The 17,535-nt window shown below is 43.4% G+C and carries 15 protein-coding genes; 12 read left to right on the top strand and 3 right to left on the bottom strand.

The genetic code is table 11. From position 1 onward, the window contains the following. Positions 1–136 precede the first annotated feature (136 nt). From G573_RS0102135 to G573_RS0102120, 4 genes are all read left to right on the top strand, one after another. Complete coding sequence (locus G573_RS0102135; RefSeq protein WP_027975177.1) at positions 137–1,048, top strand: ABC transporter ATP-binding protein; 912 nt, start codon at positions 137–139, stop codon at positions 1,046–1,048. A gap of 10 nt (positions 1,049–1,058) precedes the next feature. Then, a complete protein-coding gene (locus G573_RS0102130; RefSeq protein WP_245543127.1) occupies positions 1,059–1,814 on the top strand; it encodes an ABC transporter permease in 756 nt (251 codons plus the stop codon). Between the two features lies 1 nt (position 1,815). Next, positions 1,816–2,553 carry an ABC transporter permease gene (locus tag G573_RS0102125; RefSeq protein ID WP_027975175.1) on the top strand — a complete coding sequence of 246 codons (738 nt, stop codon included), beginning with the start codon at positions 1,816–1,818 and terminating at the stop codon, positions 2,551–2,553. Between the two features lie 424 nt (positions 2,554–2,977). Beyond that, positions 2,978–4,873 carry a M13 family metallopeptidase gene (locus tag G573_RS0102120; RefSeq protein ID WP_027975174.1) on the top strand — a complete coding sequence of 632 codons (1,896 nt, stop codon included), beginning with the start codon at positions 2,978–2,980 and terminating at the stop codon, positions 4,871–4,873. 121 nt (positions 4,874–4,994) lie between these two features. Here G573_RS0102120 and G573_RS0102115 read toward each other — a convergent pair whose 3' ends face one another. Both G573_RS0102115 and G573_RS0102110 read right to left on the bottom strand, forming a co-directional pair. Next, positions 4,995–5,834, bottom strand: a complete 840-nt coding sequence (locus G573_RS0102115; RefSeq protein WP_027975173.1) for an aldo/keto reductase — start codon at positions 5,832–5,834, stop codon at positions 4,995–4,997. 206 nt (positions 5,835–6,040) lie between these two features. Continuing rightward, entirely contained in the window at positions 6,041–7,159 is a 1,119-nt protein-coding gene (locus G573_RS0102110; RefSeq protein WP_027975172.1) for a CdaR family transcriptional regulator, read from the bottom strand. 588 nt (positions 7,160–7,747) lie between these two features. On the opposite strand from G573_RS0102110, the gene G573_RS0102105 reads away from it, so the two are divergent. The 7 genes from G573_RS0102105 to garR all read left to right on the top strand — a co-directional run bounded on the left by G573_RS0102105 (position 7,748) and on the right by garR (position 16,525). Further along, complete coding sequence (locus G573_RS0102105) at positions 7,748–9,088, top strand: GntP family permease (protein ID WP_027975171.1); 1,341 nt, start codon at positions 7,748–7,750, stop codon at positions 9,086–9,088. A gap of 513 nt (positions 9,089–9,601) precedes the next feature. After that, positions 9,602–10,945, top strand: a complete 1,344-nt coding sequence (locus tag G573_RS0102100; RefSeq protein WP_027975170.1) for an enolase C-terminal domain-like protein — start codon at positions 9,602–9,604, stop codon at positions 10,943–10,945. A 17-nt stretch (positions 10,946–10,962) separates the two neighbouring features. After that, positions 10,963–12,090 carry an L-talarate/galactarate dehydratase gene (locus tag G573_RS0102095; protein WP_027975169.1) on the top strand — a complete coding sequence of 376 codons (1,128 nt, stop codon included), beginning with the start codon at positions 10,963–10,965 and terminating at the stop codon, positions 12,088–12,090. A 35-nt stretch (positions 12,091–12,125) separates the two neighbouring features. Next, positions 12,126–13,454, top strand: coding sequence for an enolase C-terminal domain-like protein (locus tag G573_RS0102090; protein WP_027975168.1), 1,329 nt, complete (start codon positions 12,126–12,128; stop codon positions 13,452–13,454). Positions 13,455–13,464: 10 nt separating this feature from the next. Continuing rightward, entirely contained in the window at positions 13,465–14,376 is a 912-nt protein-coding gene (locus G573_RS0102085; RefSeq protein ID WP_027975167.1) for a dihydrodipicolinate synthase family protein, read from the top strand. A 22-nt stretch (positions 14,377–14,398) separates the two neighbouring features. After that, positions 14,399–15,541: a glycerate kinase gene (locus G573_RS0102080; protein WP_027975166.1), complete on the top strand. Its 1,143-nt coding sequence runs from the start codon at positions 14,399–14,401 to the stop codon at positions 15,539–15,541. Positions 15,542–15,643: 102 nt separating this feature from the next. After that, on the top strand, positions 15,644–16,525 hold the full coding sequence (gene garR / locus G573_RS0102075; RefSeq protein ID WP_027975165.1) for a 2-hydroxy-3-oxopropionate reductase: 882 nt from the start codon (positions 15,644–15,646) through the stop codon (positions 16,523–16,525). 289 nt (positions 16,526–16,814) lie between these two features. Here garR and G573_RS0102070 read toward each other — a convergent pair whose 3' ends face one another. Next, positions 16,815–17,075, bottom strand: a complete 261-nt coding sequence (locus tag G573_RS0102070; protein ID WP_027975164.1) for a metal-sensitive transcriptional regulator — start codon at positions 17,073–17,075, stop codon at positions 16,815–16,817. A gap of 131 nt (positions 17,076–17,206) precedes the next feature. Between G573_RS0102070 and G573_RS0102065 the strand changes: the two genes are divergently transcribed. Beyond that, entirely contained in the window at positions 17,207–17,530 is a 324-nt protein-coding gene (locus tag G573_RS0102065) for a rhodanese-like domain-containing protein (RefSeq protein ID WP_037586700.1), read from the top strand. The last annotated feature ends 5 nt before the right edge of the window (positions 17,531–17,535 follow it).

Raw genomic sequence — 17,535 nt, 5'->3', positions numbered from 1 at the left:
TAAAGTAATTGAACACGCCTATAATGTTTTGCAAAAAGTTGAAGTCTTTCAGGGGTCTTGAGACTTATCGTTGGTCTTCCTACTTTTCTATGCATTGTTTAAGGCTTTATAACTTATGAAAGGATAAACGATAGCGATGACAATAATGATGGAACTTAATCAAGTCAAAAAAGTTTTTGGAGAGCAAACTGCTGTTGATCTCAATAATTTAAAAATTGAGCAGGGAGAAATTTATGGTCTGATTGGTCCAAATGGTGCCGGCAAATCCACTATCATGAAAATGATTTGCGGTCTTCTAACGCCAACAGCTGGGCAGATTAATGTTGCAGGTTCTGCTATGAAAGAAAGCAATCGTATTGCTATTTTGAAGCAGATTGGTTCCCTTATTGAGGAGCCTGCCTACTATGATAATTTAACGGGATATGAGAATTTGCAGATTCTTAAAGAGTTGAAAAATTTGACCAATCAAGATGTAGCAGAAGTGTTAGCCATAGTTCATCTGACAGAGAATAAGGACAAGCAAGTCAAACATTATTCTTTAGGGATGAAGCAGCGTTTAGGAATTGCCATGGCGATTATGGGACGTCCTAAAATGATTATACTTGATGAGCCGACAAATGGTTTGGATCCGCAGGCGCGTGAAGAAATCCGCAAGCTCATCCGTAGCCTGCCTACGACCTTGAATACAACTGTGATGATTTCTTCACATGCTCTGGACGAGATCGAAAAAATGGTGACTCAGATAGGAATCATTGGTAAGGGCAAGCTTCTTTATCAAGGGACTGTTGAGCAATTCAAGAGCCAGCACAGCCGCAGCATTTGCCTGAGGACCTCAGACGATGTGTTAGCAGTATCCTTATTAGACTTCAATCCTAATGATGTAAAGGTGACCGATCAAGGCTTGCTTTTGCCGCATTTATCAGATGAGCAGATAGCGCTGATTGTCAAACGCTTATTGGATGCTGATGTAGCTGTCTATCGTATCTACGAGGTAACCAAGTCTCTTGAAGAACTCTTTATTGATTTTACAGCTAAGGATGCTTTGTAAGGTGGTGAAGATGATGAAAAAATTATTTCAGATAGAAATGCGAAAATATCGCGGTCTGCCTATCATTCATTTGCTAAGTCTCTCTATTATCATAAATGTTGCTGTCTGTGCCCTAATAATATTTCGGGTAAAAGGAGCAGACCAACTAGGAGACATCATAAAACTTTACCAAGTTTTTGATAACAATGCTGTTTTCAAAATTGTTACAGCTCCGGTTATATTGGCTAGCTTGGCCAGCATGGCTGTGCAGCTGGAGAATCGTCATAAAATGTGGAAAGTACTTCAAAGCAGTGGTGTTGATTATTACTATGTTTATGCTGTTAAATTTATCTATATTTATCTGTGCTATTTGGCATCTCAAATCATTGAATGGGGAATTATCCTGTTTTTGGTTAACATTCATGGTTTTACAGTCAGTATTCCGCTTGGACGTATGGGACTTTTTGCTCTTTCTGTGGCCTTGATATCGGCAGTTGTGTTGCTCTTGCATTATATTTTATCCTTGAAATGGACTAATCAACTTATCAGTCTGTCGATAGCTTTAGTTGGCTCCTTGGTTGGTATAATTGTTCTTTTTGTTTCTAGGAGGTTTGTACATGTGTGGATTTACAGTTGGTATGGCCTTTTAATATCAGTTGATATGGAAAAGGTTGGAAGTGAATTTATTGGACGCCTGAGAGATTTTTATGCTTATCCCTTAATAGCTTCTCTTATTCTTGGAGTTATTTTCTTCCAATTAGGAAAACATATAAAGGTAGGTGATTAGGATGACCTTGATAAAAATTGAATTACTGAAATTACGTCGTGCTCGCTTTTGGCTGCCTCTTTTAGTGCTACCTTTTTTATCGGTCATTTATGGAAGTACTAATTTTGCAGGGAATCAAAGTGTTCTTAAACAAGAATGGCTTAGTCTATGGACTCAAGTCTATCTTTTTTATGGAAGTTTTTTCTTTCCTTGTATGATTGGTATTATCTGTGCTTATATCTGGTATAGTGAGCATAAAAATGGCAGTCTAAAGCTCCTATTAACTTCTGCTTATTCGTTTTCTAGTATAGTTTGGGCAAAGATAACTGTTGCTTTTAGTCTGATCTTTTTGTCGCAATTGTATTTTTTGGGGCTTTATGCTGTCAGTGGTCTACTTTTTCAATTTAAAATGACTTTTCCAACAGCACTATTTTTATGGGCAATCTTGGCCAGCTTCTTTTCAATTGCCTTAGTTGCTATTCAGTCCTATTTTTCTTTGCGCATAAAAAGTTTTGCGCCGCCTGTTGCTTTGTCTATGATAATCGGGATATTTGGGTTTATCTTGACAGCTCAAAATATTATTCCTGAATTAGGCTATGTTTTACCTTTTTCTAAGTTAACTGCTTCTATGAATCAGATGACTTCGGTTAATCCAGAGATTACAAGCCTTGAATGGATTAAGCTAGGTGTCTATACAGTAGTGATAGTTTTGATCTTTACCTCATTACAAACCCGTTATCTTAGAAAAACAGTCTTATAATTGTTAGATGAGAAAAATGGGGGTGTATTTTATTTCTGTAAATGTTTAAAGATGTCATTATTAATAATACGTCATCCGTTTTTCAAGAACTTAGAACTATGGAGATAATCTATATCAGTGATAATTGCTTTTAAATCCTCATTTTCAGGTTGTCTTGATGATGGTTAGCGCTTAAATAAGCAAAGAAACCTAAACGTTGACAAGCATGATAAATGTTTATATCCATCAGCTTTCTTTTGGAAAACTTTATTTCTCAAAGGCAAACAAGTTGCTAGTATAAAAGCATTAGTTAGTTTTAAAGATTAATGATTATATAAATCAGCTGTATTGCCAAAAGATTGATACTTTTTACTCATAACGTCCGATTCTGCTTAAATCGGACTTTTTTGTTACAATAGAAGTCGTATAGAAATGGAGAGTGTTTATGGTACGATTACAAGATGATTTTTATGATGCTGTCAATGGTGAGTGGGAAAAAACCGCTGTTATTCCGGATGATAAACCGCGCACCGGCGGCTTTTCGGATTTGTCGGATGAGATTGAGGATTTGATGCTTGCGACTACGGATCAGTGGCTGGCAGGAGAAAATCTGCCTGAAGACAGTATTTTGCAAAACTTTGTTAAGTTTCACCGTCAGGTGGCGGATTATGATAAGCGTGAAACAGTAGGTGTGGCGCCTGCTTTGCCGCTCATTGAAGAATACCAAAATCTGTCGTCTTTTGCCGAATTTGCCTCTAAAATCGCTGATTATGAGATGGCCGGTAAACCTAATCTGCTGCCGTTTGGTGTGGCACCGGATTTTATGAATGCACAGGTAAATGTTCTTTGGGCAGAAGCGCCTAGTTTGATTTTACCGGATACGACTTATTATGCTAAGGATAATGAAAACGGGAAAGAGCTGCTGGCTAAGTGGCGGGCGATGCAGGAAGACCTCTTGCCGAAGTTTGGCTTTGAAACAGCAGAGATCAAGGATCTTTTAGATAAGGTTATTGAGCTGGATGCCAAATTGGCTCAGTATGTGCTGTCAAGCGAAGAGTCTTCTGAATATGTCAAGCTTTACCACCCCTATGACTGGGCTGACTTTACAGAATTAGCTCCGGAATTGCCTTTGGATGCTGTTTTTGAACAGATTTTGGGGCAAAAACCTGACAAGGTTATCGTGCCTGAAGAGCGGTTCTGGACAAATTTTGCTAAAGAATTTTATTCTGAAAGCAACTGGGAGCTGCTGAAAGCAAACTTGGTTCTCAGCGCAGCCGGAGCTTGGAATGCTTATCTGACAGACGATATTCGTATACTCTCTGGCAGCTACAGCCGGGCTCTGTCGGGAACGCCTCAGCCTATGGACAAGAAAAAAGCAGCCTTTTATCTGGCACAGGGACCTTACAATCAAGCTTTGGGTCTTTGGTATGCCGGTGAGAAATTCTCTCCGGAAGCTAAGGCTGATGTGGAAGCAAAAGTGGCGACCATGATTGACGTTTATAAAGAACGCCTGCGCAAAACTGACTGGCTTGCGCCTGAAACACGTGACAAGGCAATTACCAAACTCAATGTCATTACACCGCATATTGGCTATCCAGAGGAGCTGCCTAAAACCTATGCACAGAAAATTATTGATGATAAGCTGAGCCTGGTGGAAAATGCCCAAAATTTGGCTAAGATTTCCATCGCTTACAGCTGGAGCAAGTGGAACAAGCCTGTGGACCGCAAAGAATGGCACATGCCTGCTCACATGGTCAATGCTTATTATGATCCGCAGCAAAATCAAATCGTCTTTCCGGCGGCTATTTTGCAAGCACCGTTTTATTCTCTGGAGCAGAGTTCTTCAGCTAATTATGGCGGTATTGGCGCGGTGATTGCTCATGAAATTTCCCATGCTTTTGATACCAACGGTGCCTCTTTTGATGAAAACGGCAGCCTTAATAACTGGTGGACAGATGAAGATTACAAAGCTTTTAAAGAGCGTACTGACAAAGTGGTTGAACAATTTGACGGGCTTGACTCCTATGGTGCTAAGGTAAACGGGCAGCTGACTGTATCTGAAAATGTTGCTGACTTGGGCGGTTTGGCCTGTGCTTTGGAAGCGGCTAAAAAAGAGGCTGACTTCTCAGCCCGTGATTACTTTATCAACTTTGCGACTATCTGGCGGATGAAGGCCCGTCCGGAATACATGCAGATGCTGGCAACAGTTGATGTCCATGCCCCCGGTAAATTAAGAACCAATGTTCAAGTGGCTAACTTTGATGACTTCTTTGCAGCCTTTGATGTTAAAGAAGGCGACGGTATGTGGCGTGACAAAGAAGAGCGCGTGATTATTTGGTGATTGGTCTTTTGTGCGAAAAGGTATAAAAAAAGCAGAGCCTTGACAGCTCTGCTATAGCTCACTTATTAAATGAGACCGGATGCATCCGGTCTCATTTTTGCAGTTAAAGCCAATCAGTCGTTTATTCGATATCCAAAGGCACTCGGTGCTTAGGTGCCGGGAACAGCTGGTTAAGACGCTCCAACTGATTAGGACTGAGGCGAATGTCTCGGCAGGCGACAAGTTCCTTCATGTGTTTTAACTGTCCTGTCCGTGGAATTGAAATCATATTGGGCTGAGCCAGCGTAAAGGTCAGCAGCAGCTGATAGATGTTAATACCCAGTTCGTCTGCCAGTTCAGCCAGATCCTTGTTATCAAGAAGTTTTCTTTGCAGGGTTCCGGCCTGAGCTAAAGGACAGTAGGCAATCGTGGGAATATTGTGCTGATCTTGAAAAGGTTTCAGGCAATATTCAATGCCGCGGGAGCCTAAATGATAGAGCACTTCATTGGCCTGACAGTTTTCTCCGCCCGGTAGGGCCAGCAGTTCTTCCATGTCTTCTAAGTCGAAATTAGATACTCCCCAGGCTTGAATTTTTCCCTTAGCTTTCAGCCGTTCTAATTCATCAACCGTTTCGGCCAGCGGTGTACCGCCGCGCCAGTGGTAGAGGTAGAGGTCTAAGTAGTCTGTTTGCAGAGCTTTTAGAGAGGCATCAAGGCTTGCTTCCATTCGTTTCTTGTTGGCATTTGTCGGCAGCACTTTGGAAATGAGGTAGAGTTTCTCGCGATTAAAAGGTTTGATAGCCTTACCTACCAGCCTCTCAGCTAGACCATGGCCGTACATTTCTGCGGTATCGATAATGGTTACTCCCTTGTCCAGAGCATACTGCAGAGCTGCCAGCTCTTCTTTTTCAACGGCGGGATTTTCTCCTAAAAACCAAGTACCGATTCCTAGGGTCGGCTGTAGCAATAATTTGTTTTGCATAATAAACTCCTCCAATCAGTGTGTATGGGACAAAAGTCCCACTCTCTTCATTAATAGAGATAAGGATTTTTTCTGTGGGAAATGCTGTTTTATCTGCCGGCGTTGCATGATTGCTTAAATTTTGGAAAATTTTAGGGCCGATTTAATAGGTATGTCTAAAGTCTAGCATAATCTTTCTGCAAAAGGCATGGTATAGAGACTAAAAATTATTTTTGAATTTTATAAAGGATAGAGGCGAGCTTTAGCACAAAAAAGTCAGAAAGCTTTCTTGGATCATGTCCGGTTTTTTCAGTGATTTTGTTGAGCTTATACTGGACGGTGTTTTTGTGGATGAAGAGCTGCTCAGCGCATTTTTTGATGCTGCCGTTGCAGGCTTCGTAGGTGTCCAAAAGCGGAATCATCTCATCGATTTCTTTTTGGGAAAGCTGGGCAAAGATCTTGTCCAGAAAGTATTTTTTGTTAATATCGGCAACATTGTGCAGAATCAGACCGTATTCCATATCGGTGAACAGCAGTTCTCTTTTTTGGCGAAAGGTCTTGTTCCAGCCCAGAGCAGTTTTTGCCTGATTGATGCTTTGTTTGAGCTCCTCTTTGCCCCGTCCGGGAGTTCCAACGCCAAACAAGAGAGTCGTATTGTATTTCTTTTCAATAATTTGGGTGATTTGCCGGATAATCTTAGAAATAGCCTGCGGGCGCTTCTCCTGCAGGAGGGCTAAAATCATATTGCCGCGAACCTCAAAGATGGTCTTGCCGTCTCCTAACAAGAGCTCTAAATCAAGGTAGACATTGGATATATCGTCAAAATACTGCTCAGTCAGATTATCCTCGGGCAAACCAACAATGGCTGTGTATTCCTTTGAGGAGAGATTGATACCGTAAAGCATTTCCACTGAGAAATTATCGTTGGGGCTGTCATCGCTTTGGATATAATCCAGAATGTTCTTATGGGAATTGCGCCTGTTGTAAACCAATTCTTTAGCAGCATTGTTAAGGATAAGAATCTTGGTCATTTCCTTAATGATTTGGCCGAATTGAGACACTTCTTCTTTTTTGCCGGTAATTCCGATGACACCGACGATTTGATTGTCAATGTCAACCGGCAGATTGATGCCCTGTTTAGCACCCTGGTACTGATTGTCAAATTCGATGACAATGGGCTGGTTTTTTTCAAGAACAAACTGAGCGCCTTCGTGATTGACCTGCCCAATTCGGCTGGGATCTGTACTGGCAATAATAATACCTTCTGTCGAAAAGAAATTTAATTCCTGATGAATAATTTCTTTCATTCGAGTAAGAATGTCCTGAACAACACTTGCTTCGATCATAAAGCTTTCCCCCTTAACATGTAAGCACTAAGGTCATTATACTATTTTTTCCTTTAGTTTTTGTAATAAAAATGATTTATTGAAGCGAAAATGTTCTTATCGCTTGTTTTAAAGCGGGATAATTTTTTTGACTAGACCAATTTTGACAAGCACCTAACATCGTGGCCTTGGCAGCAAGAAAGTCTGTGACAGGGTTTCTATTATTGGTCTAGAAAAGATACGCGTGCTGTTTTCTTGTCTTGCTGACAGGGGTGTCCCTTATAAAATCTTGTGGTATGTTACGCATACTATAAAAAGATGGGCAAAAGTCCGTCAAACTATAGCTTGTGAAACGTTGAACATAAGAATGCGGATATGCTATTATGTAAAAGCCGATACTAAGACGGGCAGAAAAATAGATTTCTGATTGACCCTCAAGCAGAATTGGAGCCAGCGTCAGTCTGCTTTCAGGGTCAGGCCGTTCTTAGCAAGCATTCATTGATGGGAGATAATAGCGCTATTGGAACTGATGACAGATGATTCCTAAGTTACTCAGTATCCCAAGTTGGTATTTTCTCATGCTACTATATTTTATAAAAGGAGTTCATTATGGACAGTGGATTAATTAGTTTGCTGGGCATCCTTCTTGCCCTGGGGTTCTTAATTTGGGGGTCTTATAAGCAGTTTCCGATTCTTATTTTAGGTCCTGCTGCCTCTATCATTGTTATTCTTTTGTCTGGTTTGCCGCTGACAAAAAGTCTGACAGAACAATATGCGCCGGCTTTTTCAGACTTTGCAAAGGATAATTTCCTGATTTTCCTGCCGGCAACCGTTCTAGGTTCTATGCTGGGGGACTGCGGTGCTGCTCAGGATATTGCCAATAAGATTGCCGAATGGTCCCTGAAAATGGGCAATAAGAATGCTAAGTTTTGGGTTTTGATGGGTCTTTCACTGATTACGGCTATTCTTTCGTTCGGCGGTGTAAGCGGTTTCGTTGTTATCTTTACAATTGCTCCGATTTGCTTCCGTATTTTTAAGGAATTGGATATTCCTTGGCACTTCATCATTGCTGTTGCGGTTTACGGCGGTTCCATGTGGACAGCTATTTTACCGGGATCGCCGGCTATCCAAAACTTGATTCCGATGGAAACCTTAGGAACAAAACCAACTGCAGCACCAATGCTTGGTATTATCGCTGCCGGAGTGTCTATTGTTTTTGGTGCTTGGTATATCTGGTGGATGCTCAAGCGCAATGAAAAACGCGGTGAAGGTTTTGAAAAGACCGGTCACAAGATGGACAAAGCATCACAGGTGTTGGCTCTGAAAGCCATGGATAAAGAAACAAGCAACTGGGACTTTGTCAAAGCGCTTTTGCCATCTATCACTCTGATTGTTGCCATGAATGTCTTTAGCGTGGCTCCTTATCTTTCTTTGACGCTGGGCTGCTTGGTTTGCTTTGTGTTCTACTATAATAAATTTGCTAATTTCAAAAATACCATGGCTGACGGTGTCAATTCCACTATGAAGTCCATTATGAACGTTGCGGCTGTTGTTGGTTTTGGCGGCATTGTTGCAGCAGCACCGGGCTTTGAATACTTAGTTGACAACTTGGACAAAATCCCTGGTCCGCCGCTGATTCAGCTTGCCGTTGCTACTAACCTGGTTGCTGGTATTACCGGTTCGGCTTCAGGCGGTGAAGCGATCTCACTCAATGTCTTTGCTCCGCGTTTCTTAAAACAAGGCATCAGTGCAGATGTCCTGCACCGTATGGTTAATATCTCTTGTTACGGTTTGGATTCCCTGCCGCACAATGGCTCAGTTATCAACCGTTTGAACTACACGCATTTGACACACAAAGAAGGCTACTACCACGAATTCTGGCTGGGAGCTGCTTTCCCGCTGCTTAACTCTGTGTTTATTGCCATTATTGCATCTATGGGTGTTGTTTAAGGTCAATTATCGCATTTGAAGGAGCGTCGAGAAAAAGATAGCCTGTCTTATGTGCCAGCGCATGGCGCCAGCCTCCTATTTTCTTCTCGCTTTCTTAACGCCCTTAGCGACACTTCGTTTGGTTAGTCGATCTTACTAACCAATCGAAGTTAGCGGGAGAGGTAGGGAGTGGGAAAGAACCCAAAAATTGAAAATTTTGGTTCGTCTTCCCACCCCCGCACAGTTGGCTAGGTTTTCCGCTTTGGCCTTGTGGCAAAAGGAAAGCCAGCCAACCACTGCGTCAAGAGCTTATTCCAAAACAGGAATATTGGATAAGCTTTTGTCCAGCCTAGTTTGTTATCAAGTGCAAAGCACTTAGATAACAATCCTCTGCCGTATCTTATGTAATAATTGAACACGGCTACGACACTGTGCAAAAAGATAAAGACTTCCTAGATGCTAGGCATCTTCGTCAGCTTTCCTATTTTGCTGTGTGTCGCTTACGCCTTAGTATCTTAAATAAAGGAGAAACATATGGGTAAAGCACCAAAAGTCATTGACATGACTGTTTATCCGGTAGCTGGTCATGACAGTCCGCTTCTAACGCTGAGCGGCTGCCATGCTCCCTATTTCACGAGAAATGTTGTTGTTTTAAAAGATGAAAGCGGCAATCTTGGCATCGGAGAAATCCACGGCGGAGAACATATCACTAAACAGCTTGAGAGCTATAAGCCTTTTGTTGTAGGCGAACGTGTCAGTGAATACCGCAAGGTTCTGACCAATATTCGCAGGAGCCGTGAGAGAGCGGCCCAAGATACTGGTGAAGGTCTGCAGCAGTTAAATATTTCCAATTTAAAATTTGTGGTTCAGTCTGAAGCAGCTATTGAATGTGCCATGCTGGATCTGCTTGGGAAATTCTTAGAACTTCCCATTGCTGCTCTTTTGGGTGAAGGCGGTGTTCAACGTGATGAGGTTGAGTTTTTGGGCTATCTCTTTTACTCGGCAGATTCTGCTCAAATTGATCTGCCTTATGAAAAAAGCGACGGCAGCGACAGCTGGGAATCGCTGCGCCGAACTGAAATGATGACGCCTGAGGCGATTGTCAAACAAGCGCGCGTGCTCAAAGACAAATATGGTTTTAATAATTTTAAACTAAAGGGCGGTGTTTTAGCCGGTGCAGAAGAAATGAGGGCGGTTGACGCTTTGAAAGCGGCTTTTCCGGATGCTCGCATCAACATTGATCCTAACGGAGCCTGGACGCTGGAAGAGGCGGTTGCTCTGACACAAGACCGTAAAAATGTGCTGACTTACATTGAGGACCCTTGCGGTCCGGAACAGGGCTTCTCCAGCCGTGAAGTCATGGCGGAATACCGCGATGCAACAGGAATTCCTGTGGCTACCAATATGATTGCGACCAACTGGCGGCAATTTCACCATGCTGCGGCTCTGCGCAGTGTCAATATTGTTTTAGCCGATCCGCATTTTTGGACGCTAAATGGCAGTGTTCGCATGGCCTATCTCTTAAATGAGTGGGGGCTGACTTGGGGATCGCATTCCAATAATCATTTTGACATTACGCTGGCGACCTTTGTTCAGGTTGCAGCAGCTGCACCGGGAAACATTGCTCCGGTTGATACCCACTGGATCTGGCAGGATGGCGAGTCCTTGCTCAAAGAACCGCTCAGCTTTACTGATGGGAAAATCAAGCTTCCGGATAAACCCGGCTTAGGTGTTGATATTGATTTGGACAAGCTAAGAAAACAAAATGAACTCTACCATCAAATGGATTTTAAAGACCGTGACGATACCATTGCCATGCAGTATCTGGAAGAGGGCTGGCAGTTTGACCCTAACCGGCCGGTCTTTTGCCACCGCTAGTTATGAGGACTTGATTTATGATAGATAAGATTACAAAAGTTGAGGTAAAATTAATTTGTGTTCCGCTCAAAAAGCCTGTCAGTGATGCCAAGGTTATCCAAGGTAAGCAAACACCGCTCAAAGAAGTGATGATCACAGCAGCTATTATTGAGACAGAAGGCGGCTACACGGGAATGGGCTACACCTACTGCAAACGAAACGGCGGCCCTGCTCAGTATGCTCTGTCAAAAGAATATGCACCTTTGCTGCTGGGACAGGATCCTAACGATATCAGCCGCTTATGGAATAAATTATTGTGGTCCAGTATCTCCATCGGCAATACCGGTGTCGCTGTACAGGGAATTACGCCCTTTGATATTGCCCTGTGGGATATTAAGGCTAAACGCGCCGGCCTGCCGCTGAGTAAGCTTTTGGGTCAGCACAAGGAATACGTTCCTTGCTACAATACAACCGGCGGTTTCCTGCAAGATACCATTGAAGAGGTTATTGCCCATGCGCAGACTGTGCTGGAACAGGGAGTCGGCGGTGTAAAAATCAAGGTCGGTCAGCCCGACTACAAAGATGATGTCAAACGTGTCGCTGCTTTAAGAAAGGCGCTGGGAGATGACGTTCCGATTATGATTGATGCCAATCAGCAGTGGGATGTCTCAACGGCACTGAAAGCCGGCAAGTATTTTGATGACTACAATCTGGTTTGGTTTGAAGAGCCTGTAACCTGCCACGATGTTGAAGGGCATCTGCGCTTGTCACAAGCTCTGGGCACACCGATTGCAACAGGAGAAATGCTGACCAGCTATGAAGAAGGGGTTCCTTTCTTTGAAAAACGTGCCTTTGATGTCTGCCAGCTTGATGCGCCGCGTATCGGCGGAATCACACAGTTTCAAAAGGTGCTCCAGCGGGCAGAAGAAAATCATTTAGTCTTGGCGCCGCACTACAGCATGGAGCTTCACTTGCCGCTAACAGCCTGCTACAGCGGCGATGCTTGGGTAGAACATTTTGAATGGTTTGAAACGGTTGGTCTTTTTGAGGAAAAGGTGGAATTGGTTGATGGCAAGATGAAAGTGCCGACACGTCTGGGTCTGGGGCTGACACTCAATCAGGATGTTTTGCCGGATTTACAAGTAGATGCTCAGCTGTTTCAATAAAGAATAAATGAAAAAATGATTTTGGAGGATAGAAAATGTCAGTGCCTACAGTTGTTAAAATGGATGTTTATCCGGTTGCCGGATATGATTCCATGCTATTAAACTTGAGCGGAGCCCACGGCCCTTATTTCACGCGCAATGTGGTGATTCTGGAAGACAGTTCAGGTAATCTGGGTGTCGGTGAAGTTCCGGGCGGCAAGAAGATTACCGATACTTTGGAAAAGGCTAAAGAATTAGTTGTCGGACGCAGCATCGGAGAATATAAAAACATCGTCAAAGAAATCGGTCAGCAATTTGGCCAACTTGACTCAGGCGGCCGGGGTCTCCAAACGTTTGACCTCCGGACGACTGTCCACGTTCAGACAGCAGTAGAAACACCTCTCCTTGACCTTCTGGGTCAGCATCTGCAAGTGCCGGTGGCTGCTCTCTTAGGAGACGGACAGGTTCGTGAAGATGTACCTTTCTTGGGTTATCTCTTCTATGTTGCCGATCCTAATAAAACAGACCTTCCTTACTTACAAGGAGACGATGATTCTGATGATTGGGGCCGCCTGCGCCGCAAAGAAGCCATGACGCCTGAGGCTGTTGTTGAGCTGGCTAAGGCCGCTTATAAACGTTATGGTTTCAAGGACTTTAAGCTTAAAGGCGGCGTTTTAGAAGGCAAGGAAGAAGCTAAGGCCATCAAGGCTTTGAAAAAAGAATTTCCAAATGCCCGTATCACTCTTGATCCAAACGGTGCTTGGTCCTTGACAGAGGCCATTGAAATCGGTAAGGATTTAAAAGGCATTGCTGCTTATATTGAAGACCCTTGCGGAGCTGAAGACGGCTTTAGCGGCCGTGAGGTCATGGCCGAGTTTGTCAAAGCTACCGGCATTCCGACGGCAACCAATATGGTTGCGACAGACTGGCGGCAGATGCAGCATTCGGTTGCCCTGCACTCTGTCACCATTCCGCTTGCTGATCCCCATTTCTGGACCATGCAGGGCTCAGTTCGTGTTGCTCAGATGTGCCATGACTTTGGTATGACTTGGGGCGTTCACTCCAACAACCACTTTGATATTTCTCTGGCTATGGTGGCTCATGCGGCTGCAGCTGCACCGGGCGAAATCAATGCCTGTGACACGCATTATATCTGGCAGGACGGTCAGGCTCTGACCGAAAATCCTCATATTATCAGAGATGGTGTCATTCATATTGCCAAAGATTCTGTCGGTCTAGGCATCAAGCCTGACTTGGATGCTATCAAAAAAGCACATCAGCTCTATGTTGATAAGAACCTTGGTGCGCGTGATGATGCGGCTGCTATGCAGTATTTGATTCCGGGCTGGAAATTTGACAATAAAAAGCCAAGTTTAGTAAGATAGGAGAAACTCAGTGTTTAAGAGAGAAAATGTAAAAGGAATTGTTGTTCCGATTATTACCCCTGTTGATGATAATGAAAATATTGACGATACCAGACTAAGGAAAATCGTCAATCATGTCATCGAAAACGGGGTGCATGGTATCTTAGCCTTTGGCAGCAATTCAGAGTTCTATATGTTTGAGCCGAACGAGATGTTCCGGGCTTTGGATGTCATGCTGGAAGAGGCTGCCGGCCGTGTTCCAATTTATTTCGGTATCGGAGCCATTCGCACTCGCAAATGTATTGAGCTCGCTCAGGAAGCTGCCAAACGGGATATTGCCGCTGTTTCAGTGCTGAATCCTATGTTCATTAAGCCAACTCCTGAAGCCCTGTATCATCATTTTAAAGCTATTGCTGACAGTATCCCTGATACGGCTATGCTGCTTTATAATAACCCGGGGCGCTCCGGCTATACGATTCCGCTGGACATTATTGTCCGTTTGGCTCACGATGTGCCAAATATTATCGGTATCAAGGATTCAAGCGGTGATATCACCTTTTGCAGTGAATTGGTTCGTCAGACACATGATGTTGATTTCAGAGTTCTGACAGGCAAAGACACTACTATTTATCCCGGCCTCTGCGTAGGCGCTGTCGGCAGTGTCTGCTCCACAGCCAATATGTACACGCAGCTGGTCAGCAGTATCTATGATTACTATGCTGCCGGTGATTTTGAAAAATCGCTGGAAGCTCAGTTTAAACTAAATCCGATTCGTCTGTCTCAGGATGCAGCAAGCTTCCCGGCAGCAACCAAGGATATGGCGAATCTGATGGGTATGGACATGGGCAAGTCTGTTCTGCCGACGGAAGCAACGACCGGACCGGTATTGGAACAAATGAAAGAAGCAATGCGTAAGGGTGGTTTTCTTCCATCTGGTGAGTAAAGAATTAGCAGGAGGTATAAGTATGGGGAAAAGAATTGTCATTGCATCGGATTCTTTTAAAGGCAGTGCCAGTTCTAAAGAAGTTGGGACCTATATTTCTGAGGGCATCCATAGCTTGTATCCTGATTATGAAACAAAGATTTTTTCCATTGCTGACGGCGGCGAGGGAACTGTTGATGCTATCCTTGATGTCAATCAGGGTGAGAAGGTTACGGTTTGTGTTCAAGGGCCGCTTGGTTCCCCTGTCAATGCTTCCTATGCTATTATTGATGGTGGGAGAACAGCTGTTTTAGAAATGGCAGCAGCATCCGGTATTACCTTAGTTGAGTCAGGAGCCTTAGATGTTATGAAGGCCTCAACTTATGGTACCGGCCAAATGATTAAGAGTGCTTTAGAGCATGGCGTTGAGCGGATCTATATTGGTATCGGCGGCTCAGCAACCAATGATGGCGGTATGGGAATGGCGGCAGCTCTCGGTGTGAAGTTCTTTGACGCACAGGGAAAAGAACTGACTGCAAATGGTGAGAATTTGAGTCAGGTAGTCAGTTTGGACGCATCTGCTGCAGAAGGCCGTTTTGATTCTGTGGAGCTGATTATTTTGTCTGATGTAACCAATCCGCTTTGCGGCAGCAATGGGGCAACGGCAATTTACGGACCTCAAAAAGGAGCCAGTGATGACTTGATAAAGGTCTTGGATGAAGGGCTTGCTAACTTTGCTCAGGTTATTAAGAGAACCTTGCACAAGGATATTAAGGATATTCCCGGCGCAGGAGCTGCAGGAGGTCTTGGTGCAGGTTTGATGGCCTTTTTGAACGGTCAGTCTCAGCGCGGTATTGATAAGATTCTGCAAATGATTCATATTGAAGAGGACATTAAAGGAGCTGACTTGGTCATTACCGGCGAAGGACGCATGGACGGCCAGTCAATTAATGGCAAAGCCCCTATCGGGATTGCAGCCATTGCTAAAAAATACAATGTTCCTACAGTAGCGATTGTGGGCAGCCGTTCTTTAGAATTGAACGAAGTCTACCATCAAGGAATAGCTGGTGTTTTTGATATTGTTAATCGTCCGATGACCTTGGAAGAAGCAATGGGTGATACCAGATCTTTGGTAGCATCAGCCAGCCGCAACCTTATCACCTTGTTTAGTACGCTGACTAAATAGAAAACTCTGTTTCTGGGTAATTATGGTATATATACTATTTATCTTGAAAAAAGGGTCTGTTAAAATGTAAAGTATAGAATTCAGAAAGGGATGTAAGTAAAAATGAAAATTGGATTTGTCGGATTAGGTATTATGGGAAAACCAATGGCTATCAATTTGGTAAAGGCTGGTCATGAGGTCTATGGTTTTGACTTTAATCAAGCCAGTATTGATGCCTTGGTAGCAGCTGGCGGCCAGGCTGCAGAGAGTGGCAAGGATGCTGCTCAAAAAGGTGATATTGTAATCACCATGCTGCCAAATTCACCGCATGTGAAAGCAGCTCTGTTTAATGAAAACGGTATTGCTGAAGGCTTAAGTGCCGGTCAGACTGTTATTGACATGAGCTCTATTTCACCGGTAGCCAGCAAAGAATTTCATGATAAATTAAAAGAATTGTCTGTTTCTTTCCTAGATGCTCCGGTATCCGGAGGTGAACCTAAGGCTATTGATGGGACTATTGCTGTTATGGTCGGCGGTGACGAAAAAGTCTTTGAACAATATAAGGATGTTTTGCAGGCTATGGCCAGCAGTGTAACGCTCGTCGGGGAAGTCGGTGCTGGTAATTTGACGAAATTAGCCAATCAAATGATTGTTGCAGTCAATATTGCGGCGGTGTCAGAAGCCTACTCTTTGGCTAAGAAAGCCGGAGTTGATCCATCTCGAGTTTATGAAGCCATTCGCGGCGGTTTGGCCGGATCGACCGTTATGGATCAAAAATCACAGAAAATCTTTGACGGCGATTTTGCTCCGGGCTTCCGTATTGATTTGCATATCAAGGATTTGCAAAATGCTCTGGATGCATCGCACTCTTACAATGTGTCAACACCGTTTACCGCTCAGGCCATGGAAATCCTGCAAGTGCTGAAAGCGCACGATTACGGTTCAGACGACCATTCAGCTATTGCCCGCTACTATGAATTGGTCAATAATCAAAAATTGCAGTAACTGTGTACAAGAGTTAAAAACTGAAATACGGCATTGGCTTTTCAGTTAATAGGACAAAAGTAAAACATAACGAGACTTGTTTTTCTGTATTTTGCAGAAGGCAAGTCTTTTTAATTAGGCTTGAATGCTCGTGGTATTATCAAAGGATAGTTGCTATTAGCATACTTGACTGTCTGATGAAGGCGTTTTTAACCATAGTAAAAACACTTCTGTTGAGAAACAGAAGTATTTTTTGTGTTTCAGCTCAGAGGGGCAGCACTTGCAGTAAACAGGTTCTCAAGTCTGTTAGTCATTTTTTCACAATGAGGCTGATAGCTTCTTGAAGGCGTTTTTCCTGCAAAGCAGGATTGTCACTGGGCTCTTCGATGATCTTAGTCATTTTGTTGGCAATGACCAGTCCCATGGTGCGATTGATGCTGGAGCGGACGGCAGAAAGCTGCGTGATGATATCGATACATTCTTGCTCTTCTTCCATCATTTTTTGGATACCCCGTAACTGTCCTTCGGCTCGTTTTAGACGATTGATAATATCTTTTTGCTCTTTTTTCATGATTTTATTATACTGACTGGGGGTATTTTTGTCAAATGTGAAAACAAGAAGTGAAATAGTTGACAAGTATTTTGGAGTTGTGTTACTATCTAATCATACCCTACGGGGTATATAGATAAAAAGGAGAAATCATGCTTGAATTGTTCAAAAAACTGTTGCCCTCTTCGGGAAAAAGTATTACAACTGCTGAATTAGAGAGTATTTTAGCTAAAAAGAAAATTACCTTATTGGATGTTCGAACACCTAAAGAATACCGGGGCGGGCATATCAAGGAAGCGCGGAATTTCCCGCTGCAAGATATTCATGCCTATAAAGGAAAGAAAGCTGATCCGATTTATGTCATTTGTCAATCCGGCATGCGGAGCAAGCGGGCAGCAAGTCTGTTAAGCAAAGAAGGCTATGATGTCGTCAATGTCAAAGGCGGCATGATGTCTTATAAAGGAAAAATTATATAAATGGA

Source organism: Streptococcus devriesei DSM 19639 (assembly GCF_000423725.1).
GTDB lineage: Bacteria > Bacillota > Bacilli > Lactobacillales > Streptococcaceae > Streptococcus > Streptococcus devriesei.
This window is presented reverse-complemented; position numbering and strand designations above follow the sequence as displayed.

Coding starts and splice junctions, on each gene's coding strand:
- G573_RS0102110 (WP_027975172.1), bottom strand. CDS start 7,159: ATGATCGAAGCAAGTGTTGTTCAGGACATTCTTACTCGAATGAAAGAA.
- G573_RS0102115 (WP_027975173.1), bottom strand. CDS start 5,834: ATGCAAAACAAATTATTGCTACAGCCGACCCTAGGAATCGGTACTTGG.
- G573_RS0102080 (WP_027975166.1), top strand. CDS start 14,399: ATGGGGAAAAGAATTGTCATTGCATCGGATTCTTTTAAAGGCAGTGCC.
- G573_RS0102120 (WP_027975174.1), top strand. CDS start 2,978: ATGGTACGATTACAAGATGATTTTTATGATGCTGTCAATGGTGAGTGG.
- G573_RS0102125 (WP_027975175.1), top strand. CDS start 1,816: ATGACCTTGATAAAAATTGAATTACTGAAATTACGTCGTGCTCGCTTT.
- G573_RS0102095 (WP_027975169.1), top strand. CDS start 10,963: ATGATAGATAAGATTACAAAAGTTGAGGTAAAATTAATTTGTGTTCCG.
- G573_RS0102070 (WP_027975164.1), bottom strand. CDS start 17,075: ATGAAAAAAGAGCAAAAAGATATTATCAATCGTCTAAAACGAGCCGAA.
- G573_RS0102105 (WP_027975171.1), top strand. CDS start 7,748: ATGGACAGTGGATTAATTAGTTTGCTGGGCATCCTTCTTGCCCTGGGG.
- G573_RS0102090 (WP_027975168.1), top strand. CDS start 12,126: ATGTCAGTGCCTACAGTTGTTAAAATGGATGTTTATCCGGTTGCCGGA.
- garR (WP_027975165.1), top strand. CDS start 15,644: ATGAAAATTGGATTTGTCGGATTAGGTATTATGGGAAAACCAATGGCT.
- G573_RS0102135 (WP_027975177.1), top strand. CDS start 137: ATGACAATAATGATGGAACTTAATCAAGTCAAAAAAGTTTTTGGAGAG.
- G573_RS0102130 (WP_245543127.1), top strand. CDS start 1,059: ATGATGAAAAAATTATTTCAGATAGAAATGCGAAAATATCGCGGTCTG.
- G573_RS0102100 (WP_027975170.1), top strand. CDS start 9,602: ATGGGTAAAGCACCAAAAGTCATTGACATGACTGTTTATCCGGTAGCT.
- G573_RS0102065 (WP_037586700.1), top strand. CDS start 17,207: ATGCTTGAATTGTTCAAAAAACTGTTGCCCTCTTCGGGAAAAAGTATT.